General features: G+C 60.7%; 20 protein-coding genes and 1 pseudogene. 15 read left to right on the forward strand and 6 right to left on the reverse strand.

All coding sequences use genetic code 11. The features are described from left to right. Nucleotides 1–7 precede the first annotated feature (7 nt). Complete coding sequence (locus FHT71_RS16570) at nucleotides 8–1060, reverse strand: polysaccharide deacetylase family protein (RefSeq protein WP_132588469.1); 1053 nt, start codon at nucleotides 1058–1060, stop codon at nucleotides 8–10. 225 nt (nucleotides 1061–1285) lie between these two features. On the opposite strand from FHT71_RS16570, the gene FHT71_RS16575 reads away from it, so the two are divergent. Both FHT71_RS16575 and FHT71_RS16580 read left to right on the forward strand, forming a co-directional pair. Beyond that, complete coding sequence (locus tag FHT71_RS16575; RefSeq protein ID WP_132588470.1) at nucleotides 1286–2566, forward strand: D-alanyl-D-alanine carboxypeptidase family protein; 1281 nt, start codon at nucleotides 1286–1288, stop codon at nucleotides 2564–2566. Nucleotides 2567–2624: 58 nt separating this feature from the next. Then, complete coding sequence (locus FHT71_RS16580; RefSeq protein WP_132588471.1) at nucleotides 2625–2939, forward strand: pyrophosphatase; 315 nt, start codon at nucleotides 2625–2627, stop codon at nucleotides 2937–2939. On the opposite strand, the pseudogene FHT71_RS16585 reads toward FHT71_RS16580, so the two are convergent. The 3 genes and pseudogenes from FHT71_RS16585 to FHT71_RS16595 all read right to left on the reverse strand — a co-directional run bounded on the left by FHT71_RS16585 (nucleotide 2936) and on the right by FHT71_RS16595 (nucleotide 5542). Then, nucleotides 2936–3434, reverse strand: a pseudogene (locus FHT71_RS16585) (GNAT family N-acetyltransferase). The gene FHT71_RS16580 and the pseudogene FHT71_RS16585 sit on opposite strands and share 4 nt — an antisense overlap. A gap of 19 nt (nucleotides 3435–3453) precedes the next feature. Beyond that, nucleotides 3454–4869 carry a metalloprotease TldD gene (tldD, locus tag FHT71_RS16590; RefSeq protein ID WP_007793138.1) on the reverse strand — a complete coding sequence of 472 codons (1416 nt, stop codon included), beginning with the start codon at nucleotides 4867–4869 and terminating at the stop codon, nucleotides 3454–3456. Between the two features lie 85 nt (nucleotides 4870–4954). After that, on the reverse strand, nucleotides 4955–5542 hold the full coding sequence (locus FHT71_RS16595) for an invasion associated locus B family protein (protein ID WP_007793136.1): 588 nt from the start codon (nucleotides 5540–5542) through the stop codon (nucleotides 4955–4957). On the opposite strand from FHT71_RS16595, the gene FHT71_RS16600 reads away from it, so the two are divergent. The 7 genes from FHT71_RS16600 to FHT71_RS16630 all read left to right on the forward strand — a co-directional run bounded on the left by FHT71_RS16600 (nucleotide 5541) and on the right by FHT71_RS16630 (nucleotide 11199). Beyond that, nucleotides 5541–5882: a hypothetical protein gene (locus tag FHT71_RS16600; protein WP_183720965.1), complete on the forward strand. Its 342-nt coding sequence runs from the start codon at nucleotides 5541–5543 to the stop codon at nucleotides 5880–5882. The genes FHT71_RS16595 and FHT71_RS16600 overlap by 2 nt on opposite strands. Beyond that, nucleotides 5879–6772 carry a cytochrome c oxidase subunit II gene (gene coxB, locus FHT71_RS16605; RefSeq protein WP_183720968.1) on the forward strand — a complete coding sequence of 298 codons (894 nt, stop codon included), beginning with the start codon at nucleotides 5879–5881 and terminating at the stop codon, nucleotides 6770–6772. Before FHT71_RS16600 ends, coxB begins: the two co-directional genes overlap by 4 nt. Nucleotides 6773–6790: 18 nt before the next feature. Continuing rightward, complete coding sequence (ctaD, locus tag FHT71_RS16610; RefSeq protein WP_132588474.1) at nucleotides 6791–8494, forward strand: cytochrome c oxidase subunit I; 1704 nt, start codon at nucleotides 6791–6793, stop codon at nucleotides 8492–8494. Nucleotides 8495–8563: 69 nt separating this feature from the next. Then, on the forward strand, nucleotides 8564–9520 hold the full coding sequence (locus FHT71_RS16615; protein WP_132588475.1) for a heme o synthase: 957 nt from the start codon (nucleotides 8564–8566) through the stop codon (nucleotides 9518–9520). Next, complete coding sequence (locus FHT71_RS16620; RefSeq protein ID WP_007793125.1) at nucleotides 9520–9660, forward strand: hypothetical protein; 141 nt, start codon at nucleotides 9520–9522, stop codon at nucleotides 9658–9660. The genes FHT71_RS16615 and FHT71_RS16620 overlap by 1 nt, the downstream gene beginning before the upstream one ends. After that, nucleotides 9657–10262 (forward strand): cytochrome c oxidase assembly protein, encoded by a 606-nt coding sequence (locus FHT71_RS16625; RefSeq protein ID WP_183720972.1) that lies wholly within the window; start codon nucleotides 9657–9659, stop codon nucleotides 10260–10262. Before FHT71_RS16620 ends, FHT71_RS16625 begins: the two co-directional genes overlap by 4 nt. Before the next feature lie 58 nt (nucleotides 10263–10320). After that, nucleotides 10321–11199: a cytochrome c oxidase subunit 3 gene (locus FHT71_RS16630; protein WP_132588476.1), complete on the forward strand. Its 879-nt coding sequence runs from the start codon at nucleotides 10321–10323 to the stop codon at nucleotides 11197–11199. Nucleotides 11200–11262: 63 nt separating this feature from the next. On the opposite strand, the gene FHT71_RS16635 is transcribed toward FHT71_RS16630, so the two are convergent. After that, complete coding sequence (locus tag FHT71_RS16635) at nucleotides 11263–11904, reverse strand: chloramphenicol phosphotransferase (RefSeq protein WP_132588477.1); 642 nt, start codon at nucleotides 11902–11904, stop codon at nucleotides 11263–11265. Between the two features lie 131 nt (nucleotides 11905–12035). Here FHT71_RS16635 and FHT71_RS16640 point away from each other — a divergent pair, with 131 nt between their 5' ends. From FHT71_RS16640 to FHT71_RS16665, 6 genes are all read left to right on the forward strand, one after another. Then, entirely contained in the window at nucleotides 12036–12419 is a 384-nt protein-coding gene (locus FHT71_RS16640) for a DUF983 domain-containing protein (protein ID WP_132588478.1), read from the forward strand. Next, nucleotides 12412–13161 (forward strand): SURF1 family protein, encoded by a 750-nt coding sequence (locus tag FHT71_RS16645; RefSeq protein WP_132588479.1) that lies wholly within the window; start codon nucleotides 12412–12414, stop codon nucleotides 13159–13161. The genes FHT71_RS16640 and FHT71_RS16645 overlap by 8 nt, the downstream gene beginning before the upstream one ends. Before the next feature lie 62 nt (nucleotides 13162–13223). Next, a complete protein-coding gene (gene ispH, locus FHT71_RS16650; protein ID WP_132588480.1) occupies nucleotides 13224–14225 on the forward strand; it encodes a 4-hydroxy-3-methylbut-2-enyl diphosphate reductase in 1002 nt (333 codons plus the stop codon). A gap of 109 nt (nucleotides 14226–14334) precedes the next feature. Next, nucleotides 14335–15300 carry a homoserine kinase gene (locus tag FHT71_RS16655; protein WP_183720975.1) on the forward strand — a complete coding sequence of 322 codons (966 nt, stop codon included), beginning with the start codon at nucleotides 14335–14337 and terminating at the stop codon, nucleotides 15298–15300. After that, a complete protein-coding gene (rnhA, locus tag FHT71_RS16660) occupies nucleotides 15297–15737 on the forward strand; it encodes a ribonuclease HI (protein ID WP_007793101.1) in 441 nt (146 codons plus the stop codon). The genes FHT71_RS16655 and rnhA overlap by 4 nt, the downstream gene beginning before the upstream one ends. Before the next feature lie 92 nt (nucleotides 15738–15829). Then, on the forward strand, nucleotides 15830–16633 hold the full coding sequence (locus FHT71_RS16665; protein WP_007793097.1) for an endonuclease/exonuclease/phosphatase family protein: 804 nt from the start codon (nucleotides 15830–15832) through the stop codon (nucleotides 16631–16633). 68 nt (nucleotides 16634–16701) lie between these two features. On the opposite strand, the gene fdhA is transcribed toward FHT71_RS16665, so the two are convergent. Next, nucleotides 16702–17892 carry a formaldehyde dehydrogenase, glutathione-independent gene (gene fdhA / locus FHT71_RS16670; protein WP_007793093.1) on the reverse strand — a complete coding sequence of 397 codons (1191 nt, stop codon included), beginning with the start codon at nucleotides 17890–17892 and terminating at the stop codon, nucleotides 16702–16704. Nucleotides 17893–18066: the final 174 nt, after the last annotated feature.

An 18066-nucleotide genomic window follows, 5' to 3' on the forward strand; every position in this document is an offset into this window, starting at 1 on the left:
GGAGCGTTCACGCCCTGTTTGGCGCAAACCGAAACGGAATACCGGAGGCAAGGCCGGACACGTACCGCACGTTCTGATAAATTCCGTTGATCGAGAGTCTCGGCAGATAGGTGAGGCTGCCGAGCGAGCGCTGGGTGACGACACCGGGTTGGGTCGTTACCGCGATATCGAAACCGACTTCGCGTGCGATGGCTGCCTGCCTCTGTGTTGCCGCCTCGCGTGTGCCGTAAGGGTAGGCGAAGGAGCTTGGTCGGTCGCCGGTGATCGCAGCAACGTAGTCCCGGGACGCCTCCATCTCGTCGCGAACCTCCGGGTCGGAGAGTCGCGACATCGCCCTATGGCTGATTGTGTGCGCGCCGAGCGAGGCGAGGGGGCTGGCCTCGAGGAGATTGAGTTCCGCCGGGGTCATGACGAGATCGTCGACGATTGCGTCCGGATCGATCTCGTGCTTTCGCGCCATTAGATCGATGGCTGCGACGGCGGCGCTCTCGTCATGACGATGAAGATGGTTGGCGATGCGCGCGAAAACGCGCTCCTTTGCATCGGTCGTCGTGACGTCGAGCATCTCGTGGCCGCTGCCGAAATCGAAGCCGAGCTTCTCTTCCCTGCGTAGAAGTGCTGCAAGCGTCTCCCACCAGATCGTATGCGTGCGTTCGGCAAGGCCCTTGGCGACGAAGACGGTAAAAGGCGCCTCGTGCTTTTCGAAGATCGGTAGGGCGTAGACGAGATTGTTGCGGTAGCCATCGTCGAGGGTGAAGGCGGCGAAGGGTTGACTGGACGCGGTTTGCGAAAGCAGTGCCGGAATCTCGGCAAGCGCCACGAAGCGATAACCGTCGCTCTTCAGGCGATCGAGGACGAGATCGAGGAATTCCGGCGTGATTTCCAGATGCGCATTGGGCTCGAACGTGCTCTCTTCGTGCGGACGGACATGGTGGAGCGTGAAGATGGCGCCAAGTCCGCGAGCGCCGCGCATCACGCCGGCTGCGCGCAGCAGATTGGCAGTCTCAAGACCGCTTGCGATCGCAATCCGCTTCGCAAGCTTTTTGACGCTCGCCGTCATCTCATTCGCCCGCTGGTTTCCGGAGCGGCGAAACTAGCAAGCCCGAGGTTAAGTCTTGCTGAATGAGGATTTTTGAGTGTCCTCTTTACGGGATTTTCACTATGAAGGATAAAACTTGTCAAAAATCATACCAGTCGCCGCAAAGTCGCGCCACATTGGCGGCTTCTGTAGCGGAACGGGACAAATCCGAATGGCGCCGGCTATTCGTTCATCGAGGGGAATTGCATGAAGAAGCTGCTGGCCGCGATTATGACCGCGACGCTCGTCGTTGCGGCGCCGTTGACGGCGATGGCCGGCAGCGCCTCCCTCATATTGGATGCCCGTACCGGCAAGGTGCTCAGCGCCGAAAATGCCGACGTTCTGAATCACCCCGCTTCGCTGACGAAGATGATGACCATCTACATGGCATTCGAGGCGATCAACCGTGGCAAGCTCAGCTGGAACACACCGCTTGTCATGTCGAAATACGCCGCCTCGCGTCCGCCGACGAAGCTCGGCGTTCGCGCTGGCGATTCCATTACGGTTCGCGATGCGATCCTTGGCATGATCACCAAGTCTGCCAATGATGCCGCCGCCGCCATGGCCGAGAAGCTAGGTGGTTCGGAAAGCAACTTTGCCCGCATGATGACGCAGAAGGCCCGGCAGCTCGGCATGAACCGCACGGCTTTCTATAATGCGTCCGGCCTTCCCGATGGCCGGCAGGTCACCACGGCGCGCGACATGTCCACGCTTGCCGTGGCGCTGATGCGGAATTATCCAAGCGAGTATCGCCTTTTCTCGACAGCCAGCTTCAATTTTCGTGGGCGCACGATCCGCGGTCACAACAACCTGATGTACCGCTACCAGGGCATGGATGGCATCAAGACCGGCTACACCAACGCATCCGGCTTCAATCTGGTCAGCGCGGTAAAGGACGGCAACCGCCGCGTCGTCGGTGTCGTGCTTGGCGGCCGCACCGCCCGCAGCCGCGACGCCAAGATGGCGGGTCTGCTCGACAAGTATCTCGGCCGTGCCTCAACCGGCGGTAAACTGGTTGCAAGCATCAATGCGCGCCAGCAGGTGGAAATTGCTTCCGCGGCTGATGACAGCGACATGCCGATCCCGGAAACTGCGCCGCGCACAAATGAACTCTCGCCGAAGGCGCTCGGCTATCTGAGCGATGCGACGGTTCCGATGGAGCGTCCGTCCGCTCTCGGAGAAATAACCAACGCCGGCAAGCCCGCCGCCAAATCCGCCGGCGCGCCGTCTGCTTCCGGCGACTGGCAGATTCAGATCTCGGCCGCATCGAGCGACGATGCCGCCCGCGCCCTTCTTGCCCAGGCCAAGGCTGAAGGTGGTGCGGCGCTGAAAGCCGCGTCGCCCTATACCGAGGCTGTCGGCAATGGCGCCAACAAGGTCTATCGCGCTCGCTTCATCGGCTTCCAGAGCCGTGAGGCGGCTACATCTGCCTGCGATGCCCTAAGACAGCGCTCCTACGACTGCATGCTGCTGCCCGATCACGGCTGATCCATCTCGACTTTCCAGCAGAATCAGGATTCTCCTTTATAAACAAAAGGAGAACGTCATGCTGGATGATCTCGCAGAAAAGTTCGAGCGTGCTTCGCGGAACTATGCCGATGCCAACGGCATAGAGCGCGACGCGGACTGGTTTCTGCTGAAGCTTCAAGAGGAAATCGGCGAACTCACCCAGGCTTGGAACCGGGTCAGCGGCAAAGGGCGTCGGAAAGGCAGGTCGGATGAGGAACTGGCTCGCGACCTCGCTGATGAGACGGCCGATGTCCTCGGCCACATCCTGCTTTTCGCGCACAGGAACGATCTGGATCTGGCGGCGGCGGTCAAGCGCAAATGGCTCTTCCAGCCTGAGGAGGGCCAGACCTAGGCTGCGGTGATCATGCGCCGGTAGAATTTGGTATCAACGGCCATCAGCGGAAACGATCGCGGAAGCTCGCTTTTCGAAACTTCCAAAAAGCCGTTCTTTTCGTAGAAGCGATGCGCGGCGAGGAACTTGTCGGTCGTTCCAAGGAAGATATCCTTGATCCCATGATCTTCTGCGTGCGCCACCAGTTGCGCCAGAAGCCGTGCCGCAACGTCGTGTTCGCGACCGAGCACCTCAGCCGCGACAAACATCTTGCGCAATGGCGTCTGATCGTTGCCGATGTCCTTCAGCCCGATCGTGCCGACGATCTGGCCGTCGCGTACGGCAACCCAGAACTGACCTTTTCCAGACTGATAGAAATCGGAAATGACGGCAAGATCCGGCTGATCGTCAGCCGTAATCGCAAATACCGAATTCCTCGCGCTGGATCGGCAGGATCACCGAGAAAACATCATCGATATAGGAGGCGACGAAAGGTCTGATTTCGATTTCGCTCATCGCCGCTCCCCGTTCTCGACTAAGCCTTCGTGCCGCCGACGGTCACCTGATCCATTCTGAGGTGCGGTTGGCCGACGCCGACCGGAACCCACTGTCCGGCCTTGCCGCAATTGCCGATGCCGGTGTCTAGCTTCATGTCGTTGCCGACCATTGAAACGCGCTTCATCGCCTCCGGGCCGTTGCCGATCAACATTGCGCCTTTGATCGGTGCACCGATCTTGCCGTTGTCGATCAGGTAGGCTTCCGTGCAGCCGAACACGAACTTACCGGAGGTGATATCCACCTGGCCGCCACCGAAGGAGACGGCATAGATGCCCTTCTTGACGGAAGAGATGATTTCCTCGGGCGTCTTGTCGCCGCCCAGCATGTAGGTGTTGGTCATGCGGGGCATCGGAACGTGTGCGTAGCCCTGGCGACGGCCGTTGCCGGTCGGTGTCATGCCCATCAGACGGGCATTCTGCCTGTCCTGCATGTAGCCGACGAGCCTGCCGTTTTCGATCAGCACGTTGTAGGCGGACGGTGTGCCTTCATCATCGATGGTGATCGAACCGCGGCGGTTGTCGATCGTGCCGTCGTCGACGACGGTCACGCCGGGTGCTGCAACCATCTGACCGAGAAGGCCGGCAAAGGCCGAAGTCTTCTTTCGGTTGAAATCGCCTTCCAGCCCGTGGCCGACCGCTTCGTGCAGCATGACGCCCGGCCAACCGGAACCGAGCACGACGTCCATGGTGCCTGCCGGCGCGTCGATTGCCTCCAGATTCACAAGCGCCTGCCGCAAGGCTTCGTCTGCGCCGAATTGCCAGCTGTCCTCGGTGATGAAGTCGCCAAAGCCGATACGGCCGCCACTGCCATAGGAGCCGCTCTCCTGGCGCTCGCCTTCACCCACGATGACCGAGATATTGATGCGCGTCATCGGCCGGATATCGCGTACGCGGTGACCATCGGCGCGAAGAATGTCGACGACCTGCCAGCTGGCGGCCACGGATGCGGTCACCTGGCGCACCTTGTCGTCCTTGCCACGCAGATAAGCGTCGATATCGGTCAGCACCTTGACCTTCTCCTCGAACGTCGGCGCGCCGATCGGGTTTTCGTCCGAATAGAGCTTCTTGTTCGTCCGCTGGGGAGCCGCGGCATAACTGCCGGAGTAACCGCGGGTGACAGCGCCAACGGCATCAGCAGCACGTCTCAAGGCGGCGACGGAGAGGTCGCCCGCATGCGCATAGCCAACCGCTTCACCGGCCACCGCGCGCAGGCCAAAGCCCTGTTCGGTGTTGAAGCTGCCGCCCTTCAGTCGCCCATTATCGAACATCAGCGATTCCGCCTGGGCGTGTTCGATGTAGAGCTCCCCGTCGTCCGCGCCCGAAAGCGCCTCGGCAACGAGCGAACGCATCTTCGCTTCGTCGGCATCGAAAAGCGTGAGGAGATCCGTATTCATGTCTTTGTGCTCCGCTGAAGCAGGAATGCTCTCAGCCGATGTAGGTCCGGTGGACGGTTCGAGCAAGCCCCGAAAAACGAGACGATCAGGGAAGGGCGTCGTAGCCTTCGGCGAAGCCCTTGAGATCGACGGGGATGCCGATCCCTTCTTCCGGCGTCTGGAAGACGATGAAGGTGGCGCTGGCGCCGCTGCGGAAGGTCTTCAGCAGTTCGTCCTCGAGAACAACCTCGGCATAGCAGCCATCGGCGAAGCAACGGACGAAATAGGCCCGGCCGATGTCCTTGCCGTCGACATTGAGGCCGAGGCCGTTCGGCAGCAGAACGCCGAGCGGGGCCAGAACGCGCAGGATCTTCGACTTGCGGTCGGCGGTCTTCAGGACGACGACTGAGAGACCGACCTCAGGCCGATCCTCGGCGATGACGTTCTGCATCAACGCGCACTGCTCGGTCGAGGCGCCGGCCGGCTTGTCACACACGACTGACCATGCGCCGTGGTTCGACTTTACGGTGCCGGGTGCCTGCGGCTGCGTCTGGCCGGGTGTTGCCTGCGTCGCCGGAGCTTGGGGCGCGGGCTGTGCCGGCGCGGGTTGCTGCTGGGCGAAAGCGGGAGCAGTCGCTGCTGCCGCAATGCACGCTGTCAGCACAAACGGCCGTGCGAGGGAACGGAAACCCATGAAAACCTCTGCAATTCGAATCAGTGCCGCTAAGTTGGGGCGCGCCATCAAAAATGAAAAGCCCCACCCGCTGAAAAGCCGGGGACTACGGCGGAAATGGGACGTTTATCCGAGAATGTTGGCGGACGGCCCGGGCCGCAAGCGATATTTCACGGATTATAACGAAAAGTTGGAATGTTTCGTTATGCTTGGATCAACCTGTTTGAAAGCGAAAATGCCGCACGAACAAACGCTTTGGGCTGTTGCGATCAATGACAAACTGTGGTTTGAAGCGCTGAGATGGCAAGGATTCTGTGCGCGATTTTGCACAGATCAGCGCTCGAGGGAGATTTTAAGGTGATTAAGAAGGCTTATGCAGCTCTGACCGCGCTGGTCTGTCTGCTTTTTGCTTCCGGCAGTTATGCCGACCAACCGATGCCGTGGCAGGCGACGTTGCAGCCGGCAGCCACGCCGATCATGCGGGACATTCATTGGTTCGAACAATATACCCTGTGGTTTATCGTTCCGATCACGCTCTTCGTTCTGGTCCTTCTTGTCGTCGTCTGTCTCAAGTTCCGCGCCGGTGCAAACCCGGTGCCGTCCAAGACGAGCCATAATACGTTGATCGAAGTTGCCTGGACCGTGGGACCGGTCCTCGTGCTTCTTTTCCTCGCTGTGCCTTCGTTCAATCTTTTGACCGCCCAGCTGACCCTGCCGGAAAATCCGGATGTTACAATCAAGGCGACCGCCACCCAGTGGCAGTGGAACTACGAATATGAAGGCTCGGGCGAAACTCCGGTTGCTTTCGATTCCTATCTCCTGAAGGATCAGGACCGCACCGCTTCTGGCAAGGACGACAAGTCGAAATATCCGCGCCTCCTGGCTGTGGACAATGAACTGGTGCTGCCCGTCAACAAGACCGTCCGCGTTCTCGTGACCGCTGCCCCAACCGACGTCATTCATGCTTTTGCGATGCCGTCCTTCGGCGTCAAGATCGATGCCGTTCCGGGTCGCCTCAACGAAACCTGGTTCCGCGCCGAGCGCGAAGGCCTGTTCTACGGCCAGTGCTCCGAGCTTTGCGGCAAGGACCACGCATTCATGCCGATCGCCATCCGCGTCGTTTCCGAGGACAAGTACAAGCAGTGGCTCGCCGCTGCCGCCAGCGATCTGCCCGGCGCGTACAAGACACTCATGGCCGCAACCGATGGTCCTGCAAAGACCGTCGACGTTGCCGAAAACGTCGCACAGTAAGGGAAGAGGGAACGGGACATGGCTGGACCTTCCGCACACGACGATCATCACTCGCATGATCATTCTCATGGCGCACACGCCCATGACGACCATCACGATCACTCGCACAAGCCGAGTTTCATCAATCGCTGGTTCTTTTCGACGAACCACAAGGACATCGGCACGCTTTACCTGATCTTCGCGATCATCGCCGGCATCATTGGCGGCGCGCTTTCCGTTGCCATGCGCATGGAGCTGCAGGAGCCGGGCATCCAGATCTTCCACGGTCTGGCATCGATGGTTTACGGCTACAAAGGCGACGCCGCCATCGACGGCGCCAAGCAGATGTTCAACATGTTCACCACCGCTCACGCGCTGATCATGATCTTCTTCATGGTCATGCCGGCGATGATCGGCGGCTTCGCCAACTGGATGGTCCCGATCATGATCGGTGCGCCTGACATGGCGTTCCCGCGTCTGAACAACATTTCCTTCTGGCTGATCGTCCCGGCCTTCCTTCTGCTCATCCTGTCGATGTTCGTCGAAGGACCTGCCGGCGCTTACGGTGCGGGCGGCGGCTGGACGATGTATCCGCCGCTGTCTAGTTCGGGCACGCCGGGTCCTGCGGTCGACCTTGCGATCTTTGCGCTCCACATCGCCGGTGCGTCCTCGATCCTCGGTGCGATCAACTTCATCACCACGATCCTGAACATGCGCGCTCCGGGCATGACGCTGCACAAGATGCCGCTCTTCGCCTGGTCTGTGCTGATCACCGCCTTCCTGCTGTTGCTGTCGCTTCCGGTTCTGGCAGGCGCCATCACCATGATGCTGACGGACCGCAACTTCGGTACCTCCTTCTTCGTACCGGAAGGCGGCGGTGACCCGATCCTCTACCAGCACCTGTTCTGGTTCTTCGGTCACCCGGAAGTGTACATTCTGATCCTGCCGGGCTTCGGCATCGTCAGCCACATCATCTCGACCTTCTCGAAGAAGCCGGTCTTCGGCTATCTCGGCATGGCCTACGCCATGGTGGCGATCGGTGCCGTCGGCTTCGTCGTCTGGGCGCACCACATGTACACGGTCGGCCTGTCGCTCGATGCGCAGCGCTACTTCGTGTTTGCAACGATGGTCATCGCCGTTCCGACGGGCGTGAAGATCTTCTCCTGGATCGCAACGATGTGGGGTGGCTCCATCAGCTTCCGCACGCCGATGGTCTGGGCGATCGGCTTCATCTTCCTGTTCACGGTCGGCGGCGTCACGGGTGTTCAGCTCGCCAATGCCGGTCTCGACCGCTCGCTGCATGACACCTACTACGTCGTGGCTCACTTCCACTACGTTCTGTCGCTTGGCGCCGTCTTCGCCATCTTCGCTGCCTGGTACTACTGGTTCCCGAAGATGACCGGCTACATGTACAACGAGTTCCTCGGCACGCTGCACTTCTGGGTCATGTTCGTCGGCGTCAACCTGGTGTTCTTCCCGCAGCACTTCCTTGGTCTCGCCGGTATGCCGCGCCGCTACATCGACTATCCGGATGCGTTTGCTGGCTGGAACTATGTTTCCTCGATCGGCTCCTACATCTCGGCCGTCGGCGTGCTGATCTTCCTGATCGGTGTCTTCGAGGCTTTCGCCAAGAAGCGCGTTGCTGGCGACAATCCGTGGGGTGAGGGCGCAACGACGCTCGAATGGCAGCTGTCTTCGCCGCCGCCTTATCACCAGTGGGAACAGCTCCCGCGTATCAAGTAAGATGCGAGAAATTGCGACCGCCGCGTGTTACAGTGCGGCGGTCGGCTTACAGGTTTGCAGGACAAGAGAATGACAGTAATCGGCAATCGCAAAGCTCTGGCACACGATGGCGAGTTCCGCCTGTCGGAGGCGAGTGCGCGCGATTATTTCGAGCTCCTGAAGCCGCGTGTCATGTCGCTCGTGGTCTTCACGGCATTTGCCGGTCTCGTTATGGCCCCTGGGCACATCAACCCGGTGCTCGGCCTCATCGCCATCCTTTGCATCGCCATCGGCGCGGGCGCTTCCGGCGCACTGAACATGTGGTACGACGCCGATATCGATGCGATCATGACCCGTACCGCCAAGCGTCCGATCCCGGCTGGCCGCATCGCTCCACGCGAGGCGCTGGCATTCGGTCTGGTACTTTCCTGTTTCTCGGTGACGATCCTCGGCCTCGCGGTCAATTGGCTGGCAGCCTCGATCCTCGCCTTCACGATTTTCTTCTACGCCGTGATCTACACGATGTGGCTGAAGCGCTCGACGCCGCAGAACATCGTCATCGGTGGGGCAGCTGGCGCCTTCCCGCCGATGATCGGCTGGGCCTGCGTGACCGGTACCGTCACGATCGAAAGCTTCGTGCTGTTCATGATCATCTTCTTATGGACGCCTGCCCACTTCTGGGCTTTGGCTCTGTTCAAGATGGAAGACTACGAGGCGGTCGGCGTCCCGATGCTGCCGAATGTCTCGGGCGAGCGGACCACCAAGCATCAGATCGTCGCTTACGCTGTGCTGACGGCGATCTGCGGCGTGCTGCCGACGGCGCTCGACTTTGCGAGCCTTGGCTATGGCCTGGTTGCCGCCGCGCTTGGCGCAATCTTTATTTACTGTTCCATCGCCGTCTGGCGGATGCCGGACGGCGATGAGAAGATGATCCCGGCGAAGAAGCTCTTTGGCTTCTCGATCCTGTATCTCTTCGCGATTTTCTCCGCCCTGATGTTCGACCGGCTTGCGGCCGTGCTCGTTTCACATGCGGGAGGCATTTTCTAATGGACGTCGTCAAGCTTACGGAAGCGCAGCGCAAGTCGCGCCGCAACCGCAACGTCGCTCTCGGCCTGGTTCTGGGCGGCCTGGTCGTGCTCTTCTACGCGATTACGATCGTGAAGTTTACGTCGGGGCACATGGGATGAGCGAGATGCGGAGCGCACCGAGGAAGCCGCGCAACAACGGCGCCATCGTTCTTATGTGCCTTTCCTTCGTCTTCGGCATGGGCGCAGCGAGTTATGCCGCGGTGCCGCTCTACAGGATGTTCTGCCAACTCACCGGCTACAATGGGACGACGCAGCGCGTCGAGCAGGCCTCCAGTGTGATTCTCGACCGCAAGATGCGCGTCACCTTCGATGCCAATATTGCGCCGGGTCTCGACTGGGAGTTCAAGCCGGTCGAGCGCGAGGTCAATCCGCGCATCGGCGAAACCATTCAGGTGAATTTCGTCGCCGTGAACAAGTCGAACGAGCCGCAGCGCGGCCAGGCTGTGTTCAACGTGACCCCCGGCGAGGCCGGCGCCTATTTCAACAAGGTGCAGTGCTTCTGCTTTAACGAAACCGTCCTGAAGCCGGGCGAAAAGCTAGAAATGCCCGTCGTATTCTATATCGATCCTGATATTACCAAGGCTGTGGAATCGAAGGATATCCACACCGTTACCTTGTCCTATACGTTCTATCCCAAAGAGGGTCCGAAGCCGCTGGCTTCGAATGAGGGTAGAACGGTAAAGCTTGAAAAGAAACTTTGATTGAGGTTCGTTTCCGGCTATGCCGGAGCGGAGAGGAAGAGATCCGGGGATAGCTTACATGGCTGATGCTCATCAGAAACATCACGACTACCACATCATCGATCCAAGCCCGTGGCCGCTCTTGGCTTCGATCGGCGCGTTCGTCATTACATTCGGCGGCGTCGGCTTCATGCGCTATCTCAATGGCGGCTCGCTGCACCTCTTCGGCGTCGAGTGGGCTCATCCGTGGCTGTTCTTCATCGGCCTTGCGATCATTCTCTACGTCATGTTCGGCTGGTGGTCGGACACCGTGAAGGAAGCGCATGAGGGTGCCCATACGCGCGTCGTCTCGCTGCACCTGCGCTACGGCATGATCATGTTCATCGCTTCGGAAGTGATGTTCTTCGTCGCCTGGTTCTGGGCCTATTTCGACGCGAGCCTCTTCCCGAATGAAGCGATCCAGGCCTCGCGCCTCGCCTACACTGGTGGCCAGTGGCCGCCGAAAGGCATTGAGGTCCTCGATCCGTGGCACCTGCCGATCTACAACACAGTCATCCTGCTTTTGTCCGGCACGACGGTCACCTGGGCGCACCACGCGCTGCTGCACAACGACCGCAGGAGCCTGATCCAGGGCCTGACGCTGACCGTTCTGCTCGGTGTCCTGTTCTCCGCCGTGCAGGCCTACGAATACGCTCACGCTCCGTTCGCCTTCAAGAACTCGATCTACGGCGCGACTTTCTTCATGGCCACTGGTTTCCATGGTTTCCACGTTTTCGTCGGTACCATCTTCCTGCTGGTCTGCCTGCTGCGCGCGATCCGCGGGGACTTCACGCCGAAGCAGCATTTCGGCTTCGAGGCGGCGGCCTGGTATTGGCACTTCGTCGACGTTGTCTGGCTGTTCCTGTTCTTCTGCATCTATGTTTGGGGCGGCTGGGGCGCACCACTGGCTGCGGGATGAGCCGCAGGTCGCGAAACGGAAAAAGGGCCGGTGCCGTGGCACCCGCCCTTTTTGTTTTGTCGATCACCGCATGGCGGCGATCCGCTCGAATGCGGAGGGTTCAGGAATGCCGAGGTCGAGGCGCTGCCGGATTGCTTCGGCGCATTCCAACGGCGTCAGCACCGAGGTGTCCACCTCAAGATCGTAGATGCCGGGGATATGAACCTGCTCCTGCCAGAGCTGGACGGGATGGGGGACCGCGTCGCTTTCGGTCGCGCGGACATAAAGCGTATGCCCCCCAGGCACAGGGATGTTCCGCCTTTTCATGATGACCTTGATCGGACATCTGACGCCGACAAAAAGCACCGGCAATCCCTCAAGCCGGCGCGCGCAATCGGCGAGAATGCCGAGCGGCTGAGAGTAGCTGTCGTGATGGCCGAGGTCGGCCACCACATTGAGGCCGAGCCCGGCGTGAATGGCGATCGATTCGTAGAGCGCCGCATAGAGAAACGGAACCATCTCCTCAAGATCGGGGCGTTCCCCGCCTGGGCGCAGCCCGATCCCCGGCAGATAACGTTCCGGGGTCATGCCGTTGTAGGTGTCGACGCCGAGGTTCATCCAGGGGCCGTCGAAGTGCTCCTGGATCGCGTTGGCGATCGACGATTTTCCGCTGCGCGGGGCGCCGTTCAGGATGACGATCTGTCCGGCCGAGCTGTCGTATGTCATCAGTTTTCGTCTTCTGTTTGGCGCGAATCGCTGAGGCGAAAGAGCGCAGGTATTTCCTTTCCCTCTGCGAATACTTTATGGGTGAGTTATGGCGGAGGCCCCGGTTGGCCATAGGCAATTGGAAGGATGGCATGAACGAGGACAGCGCGCATTTCCCGCCGGTCGATCCGGTGAAGACAGGCATCAAGGGATGCTGCCCGCGCTGCGGCCAGGGAAAGCTCTTTAACGGCCTGCTGGCGCTGAAGCCGAGCTGCTCGGCCTGTGGTCTCGACTACGCCTTTGCCGATGCCGGCGACGGCCCAGCGGTGTTCGTCATTCTCATTGTTGGCTTCATCGTTATCGGCTCGGTGCTGTGGCTGGAGGTCAACTACGCGCCGCCGATCTGGCTGCACATTCTGCTGTTCGGCCCCCTGACCATCATTCTCTCCCTGCTTGCGCTTCGCTGGTGCAAGGGGATCCTGATCGCGATGCAGTATCGCCACAACGCCAGGGAAGGGCGTCTTTCGCGTGACTGAATTTCATGTTTCGGCGTCTCGCCGAAAGCGGTCGGTCCTCACCGGCATCGCGGTGCTTATTGCGCTGGCCATCCTCCTTTCGCTCGGCACTTGGCAGGTCGAGCGGCTGCAGTGGAAGGTGAAGCTGCTCGCCGATATCGCCGAGCGCCGCCAGGCGCCGCCGGCATCGCTCGCAGATATCGAAGCGTTGGCGGCAAAGGGCGAGGATATCGATTATCGCCACGTCACGGTCAGCGGCGAATACGTCAACAGCAAGGAGCGGCACTTCTTCGCCACCTGGCACGGCCGAACGGGCTTTTACGTTTACACGCCGCTGCAGCTTGCCGATGGCCGCTATCTCTTCGTCAATCGCGGTTTCGTTCCTTACGAGAACAAGGAACCGGAAATGCGCATGCAGGGCCAACTGACCGATCAGCAAACGGTCATCGGTCTTGCCCGTGCGAAACTAGCTGGCAAGCCATCCTGGGTCGTGCCCGACAACGACGTCGCCAAGAACATCTTCTACTGGAAAGACCTCGATGTGATGGCTTCCAGCGTCGACCTTGACAAGGCCCAGGTCGTTCCCTTCTTCGTGGACGCGGACGATACCCCCAATCCGAAGGGGCTGCCGATCGGCGGCGTCACTGATGTCGATCTGCCCAACAACCATCTGCAATATGCCTTCACATGGTATGGGCTCGCGGCAACGTTCGTGATCATCGTCGTGGTCGCCCGTTTCCGTAAGCGGAGTCCAGCGCAATAGTATCGCTTCAATTCTTGCCTATATTGGGTTAGAGAGCCCTATCCCTATGAACCGGAACAGACATGAATATTGCGGCGAAACCCCCTTTGACGATCAGGCTCTGCGGACCGCGCGGCTTTTGTGCCGGCGTCGACCGCGCTATCCAGATCGTCGTGCTGGCGCTGAAATCCTACGGTGCGCCGGTCTATGTCCGCCATGAGATCGTCCACAATCGCTATGTGGTCGAAGGCCTTGAAGCCAAGGGCGCGGTCTTCGTTGAAGAGCTCGATGAGATTCCCGAAGAGCACCGCGCCCAGCCGGTCGTCTTCTCCGCCCATGGCGTTCCGAAATCGGTTCCGGAAGATGCGAGCGCCCGCAACCTCTTCTATCTCGATGCCACATGTCCACTGGTGTCGAAGGTCCATAAGCAGGCGATGCGCCACAGCCGACTCGGTCGCCATGTGGTGCTCATCGGCCATGCCGGTCACCCTGAAGTCATCGGCACGATGGGCCAATTACCGGAGGGTTCCGTCTCCCTCATCGAGACGGTCGAGGACGCCGACGTCTATGAGCCCGCCGATCCGGACAATCTTGGTTACGTGACGCAGACGACACTGTCGGTGGACGACACGGCCGGCGTCATCGCGCGCCTGCAGGAACGCTTCCCCAATCTGACGGCGCCGGCGGCCGACTCGATCTGTTACGCCACGACCAACCGCCAGGAAGTGGTCAAGCAGGCAGCGCCCGGCTGCGACCTCTTCATCATCGTGGGAGCGCCGAATTCGTCGAATTCCAAGCGGCTCGTCGAGGTGGCGCTCAGGGCAGGGGCCAAGAAGTCGCTCCTCGTGCAACGCGCCTCGGAGCTCGATTGGGATGAGATCGGCCCGATCTCCACACTTGGGCTTTCCGCAGGCGCATCGGCACCCGAGGTGATCGTCAACGAGATCATCGAGGCCTTCCGCGCACGCTTCGACGCCAAGGTCGAGCTTGCGGAGACGGTTCAGGAAAACGAGCATTTCCTCGTCAACCGCGAGCTGCGCAACATAGAGCTGACGTCGGCCGACATGGCTTTCGTAAACGGATGAGGCGGGTCCCGCGATGCGGGGGCAATCGTCGAGCGACGATTGCAGCGCCTGCCAGCGCCCGGACCGGGTGGTGGCCTTCAACTGATCAACCATTTTCGCGGGACGTAAATTGGCAGTCTATACCGATATTTCCGAAGACGATTTGAAGTGGTTCCTGATCGAGTACGATGCCGGCACGCTGCTGTCCTACAAGGGCATCGCGGAAGGCGTCGAGAACTCGAACTTCCTGCTGCACACCACCAAGGACCCGCTGATCCTCACCCTTTACGAGAAGCGCGTCGAGAAGAGCGACCTGCCCTTCTTCCTGGGGCTGATGCAGCATTTGGCCGCCCGCGGTCTGTCCTGCCCGCTGCCACTGCCCAGAAAGGACGGCGCCTTGCTCGGCACGCTTTCCGATCGCCCGGCAGCGCTGATCTCCTTCCTGGAAGGCATGTGGCTGCGCAAGCCGGAGGCCAAGCATTGCCGTGAAGTCGGCAAGGCACTGGCGCAGATGCATGTCGCCGGCGAAGGCTTCGAACTGAAGCGGCCGAACGCGTTGTCGATCGATGGCTGGAAGGTGCTCTGGGAGAAGTCGGAAGCCCGCGCCGACGAGGTGGAAAAGGGGCTGCAGAACGAAATCGGCAGCGAGCTCGATTTCCTCGCCGCCCATTGGCCGAAGGATCTGCCCGATGGCGTCATCCACGCCGATCTCTTCCCCGATAACGTCTTCTTCCTCGGCGACGATCTGTCAGGCCTGATCGACTTTTATTTCGCCTGCAACGACCTGCTTGCCTACGACGTCTCGATCATCCTCAACGCCTGGTGTTTCGAAAAGGACGGCGCCTACAACATCACCAAGGGGATGGCGATGCTGGAAGGCTACCAGAGCGTCCGGCCGCTAAGCGCAGCCGAGCTGGCCGCGCTGCCGATCCTGGCTCGCGGCTCGGCGCTGCGCTTCTTCCTGACGCGCCTCTACGACTGGCTGACGACGCCCGAGGGTGCGCTGGTCACCAAGAAGGATCCGCTCGAATATCTGCGCAAGCTGCGCTTCCATCGGCAGATCGCCTCTGCCGCCGAATATGGGCTTGCAGCATGAAGCACGTCGATATCTTCACGGACGGCGCCTGCTCGGGCAATCCCGGCCCCGGCGGCTGGGGGGCGGTGCTGCGCTACGGCGAGGTGGAAAAGGAACTCTTCGGCGGCGAGGCGGAGACAACCAACAACCGTATGGAACTGCTCGCAGCGATCTCCGCCTTGTCGGCGCTGAAGACGCCCTGCGAGGTCGACCTCTACACGGACAGCGTCTACGTCAAGGACGGTATCTCCAAGTGGATCTTCGGCTGGAAGAAGAACGGCTGGAAGACCGCCGACAAGAAGCCGGTGAAGAATGCCGAGCTCTGGCAGGCGCTCGAGGAAGCCCGCAACAGGCACAAAGTCACTCTGCACTGGGTCAAGGGGCACGCCGGCCATCCGGAAAACGAGCGCGCCGACGAGCTCGCCCGCAAAGGCATGGAGCCGTTCAAGAAACGCTAGAGCTTGCCGCTCAGACTTTCACAGAAACAAGGACATCGAGCGTTTCGTTGCATCTGAAAGGAAACGCTTGGCACAGACCGGGGAGGGATGTCATGCGGATTGTCTCGTTGAATGCATGGGGCGGAAAGCTGCACGCGCCGCTCATTCCCTACCTCGCCGAGATCGACGCCGATGTTCTCTGCCTGCAAGAAATCACGCGTTCGGTGACCGTTTCCAGTGACTGGCTGGTCTACCGCGACGGAAGTCATATCCTGCCGCAACGCGCTAACCTGTTTGCCGAGATCAAGGCGATCCTTCCCGCACACGATGCCTTGTTCGCGCCGACCGCGCGGGGCGAACTGTTCGAAGGCGAGACCTCTGTCATGTCGGAGTTCGGCCTCGCAACCTTCGTGCGCCAGTCCCACCCGATCATCGGCCAGGCGATGGATTTCGTGCACGGCGACTTCTCGAGCGATGGCTATGGCGTGCACCCCCGCGCGCGCAATGCGCAGTGCCTTCGCCTGTTCGACTATCGCACCAATCGCCCGATCACCGTCGCACAGCTGCATGGCTTGCGCGACCTTGCCGGCAAGGGCGACACGGCTGCACGCCGCGGGCAGGCGGATGCCTTGATTGCTCTCATTCGCCGCATATGGCGCGAAGGCGAGCCGCTAGTCGTCTGCGGCGATTTCAATGTGCTCCCCGACAGTGTCATGTTCGGCGCGCTCGCCGACCTCAGCCTCACCGACCTCGTGACCTCGCGCGGTCACATGGATACGCGAACCTCGCACTACATCAAGGAGGGCCGCTACGCCGACTATATGCTGGTCACAGCAAACGTTGACGTCGTGGCGTTCGACGTCATTGAAGAGCCCGAGGTTTCCGACCATCGGGCCCTGTTGCTGGAGATCGCGTAGGGAACACTGCAGGATGGCGCAGCGGTGCAGGAGGCATCCGCTGCGCCGAGCCTTGGGAGGCTTGTCGATTATGCTGCCTTGGCGACTTCGCCGTGCGGGTCGAGCACGAACTTCGTTGCCGCGCCGTGGTCGAAGCTCTCGTAACCCTGCACTGCATCTTCGAGAGGAATGACCTTGGCGTTGACGATATCGGCGATCGGCAACCGGTCGTGCAGGATCGCTTGCATGAGCTGGCGGTTGTACTTGAGCACCGGTGTCTGACCCGTATGGAAGGACTGTGCCTTTGCCCAGCCGAGGCCGAAGCGCAGCGACAGGTTGCCGTGCTTGGCGGCATTGTCCACAGCACCGGGGTCCTCGGTCACGTAAAGGCCGGGAATGCCGATCGAGCCTGCCGCGCGGGTGATCTCCATCATCTGGTTCAGAACGATCGCCGGCTGCTCGCCGCCGCTGTGGCCGCGCGCCTCGAAGCCGACGGCGTCGATGGCGCTGTCCACTTCGTTGCTGCCGGTCACCTGCGCGATCATGTCACCAAGCCGGTCGCTCTTCGACAGGTCGATCGGCTCGAAGCCGACCTTGGCGGCATGGGCAAGGCGATCCTTGTTGAAGTCGCCGATCATCACGACAGCAGCACCGAGGATGCGGGCAGACGCGGCCGCCGCAAGCCCGACCGGGCCGGCGCCGGCGACATAGACGGTGGATCCCACGCCAACACCAGCGCGCACCGCGCCATGGAAACCGGTTGGCAGGATATCGGAGAGCATGGTCAGATCGCGGATCTTCTCCATGGCCCTGTCGCGGTCTGGGAATTTCAGCAGATTGAAATCAGCGTAGGGAATGGTGACATAGCGGGCCTGCCCACCGATCCAGCCGCCCATGTCCACATATCCGTAGGCGCCGCCGGCGCGCGACGGATTGACCGTCAGGCAGACGCCGGTGTCCTGCGACTTGCAGCAACGGCAGCGGCCGCAGGCGACGTTGAATGGCACGGAGACGATATCGCCGATCTGAAGCATCTCCACGTCGATGCCTTTTTCGATGATCTCGCCGGTAATTTCATGACCGAGTACGAGGCCAGGCATGGCAGTGGTTCGGCCGCGGACCATGTGCTGGTCCGACCCGCAGATGTTGGTGGAAATCACTTTCAGGATGACGCCGTGCTCGATGCGGCGGCCATCGGGCGCCTCAAGCTTCGGATCGTCGATGTCGTGGATTTCGACCTTGCCCGGCCGCATGTAGACGACGCCTCGGTTCTTGCTCATTTCCATCTCCTCCGTTGAAAATGTGTCTAGTGCAGGGCTCCTCTTCCCCGCGCACTGGATACCGACAGATTAGACGAGAATGTAGGACGCGCAGTTCCATTTACGACGGTTTACGGCGCCGAATTGGCCGCGTCTTGCACACCGGCGTTTGCCGAGGCCATTCAGATGGGGATG

This window comes from Rhizobium sp. BK060 (assembly GCF_014193145.1).
Classification (GTDB): domain Bacteria; phylum Pseudomonadota; class Alphaproteobacteria; order Rhizobiales; family Rhizobiaceae; genus Rhizobium.

Excerpts from the sequence above, each read along its gene's own strand:
- FHT71_RS16665 (WP_007793097.1), top strand. The coding sequence starts at position 15,830 with ATGCGGATTGTCTCGTTGAATGCATGGGGCGGAAAGCTGCACGCGCCG.
- FHT71_RS16580 (WP_132588471.1), top strand. The coding sequence starts at position 2,625 with ATGCTGGATGATCTCGCAGAAAAGTTCGAGCGTGCTTCGCGGAACTAT.
- FHT71_RS16620 (WP_007793125.1), top strand. The coding sequence starts at position 9,520 with ATGGACGTCGTCAAGCTTACGGAAGCGCAGCGCAAGTCGCGCCGCAAC.
- FHT71_RS16630 (WP_132588476.1), top strand. The coding sequence starts at position 10,321 with ATGGCTGATGCTCATCAGAAACATCACGACTACCACATCATCGATCCA.
- ispH (WP_132588480.1), top strand. The coding sequence starts at position 13,224 with ATGAATATTGCGGCGAAACCCCCTTTGACGATCAGGCTCTGCGGACCG.
- tldD (WP_007793138.1), bottom strand. The coding sequence starts at position 4,869 with ATGAATACGGATCTCCTCACGCTTTTCGATGCCGACGAAGCGAAGATG.
- FHT71_RS16600 (WP_183720965.1), top strand. The coding sequence starts at position 5,541 with ATGAAAACCTCTGCAATTCGAATCAGTGCCGCTAAGTTGGGGCGCGCC.
- ctaD (WP_132588474.1), top strand. The coding sequence starts at position 6,791 with ATGGCTGGACCTTCCGCACACGACGATCATCACTCGCATGATCATTCT.
- fdhA (WP_007793093.1), bottom strand. The coding sequence starts at position 17,892 with ATGAGCAAGAACCGAGGCGTCGTCTACATGCGGCCGGGCAAGGTCGAA.
- FHT71_RS16615 (WP_132588475.1), top strand. The coding sequence starts at position 8,564 with ATGACAGTAATCGGCAATCGCAAAGCTCTGGCACACGATGGCGAGTTC.
- FHT71_RS16625 (WP_183720972.1), top strand. The coding sequence starts at position 9,657 with ATGAGCGAGATGCGGAGCGCACCGAGGAAGCCGCGCAACAACGGCGCC.
- FHT71_RS16635 (WP_132588477.1), bottom strand. The coding sequence starts at position 11,904 with ATGACATACGACAGCTCGGCCGGACAGATCGTCATCCTGAACGGCGCC.
- rnhA (WP_007793101.1), top strand. The coding sequence starts at position 15,297 with ATGAAGCACGTCGATATCTTCACGGACGGCGCCTGCTCGGGCAATCCC.
- FHT71_RS16640 (WP_132588478.1), top strand. The coding sequence starts at position 12,036 with ATGAACGAGGACAGCGCGCATTTCCCGCCGGTCGATCCGGTGAAGACA.
- FHT71_RS16570 (WP_132588469.1), bottom strand. The coding sequence starts at position 1,060 with ATGACGGCGAGCGTCAAAAAGCTTGCGAAGCGGATTGCGATCGCAAGC.
- FHT71_RS16595 (WP_007793136.1), bottom strand. The coding sequence starts at position 5,542 with ATGGGTTTCCGTTCCCTCGCACGGCCGTTTGTGCTGACAGCGTGCATT.
- FHT71_RS16575 (WP_132588470.1), top strand. The coding sequence starts at position 1,286 with ATGAAGAAGCTGCTGGCCGCGATTATGACCGCGACGCTCGTCGTTGCG.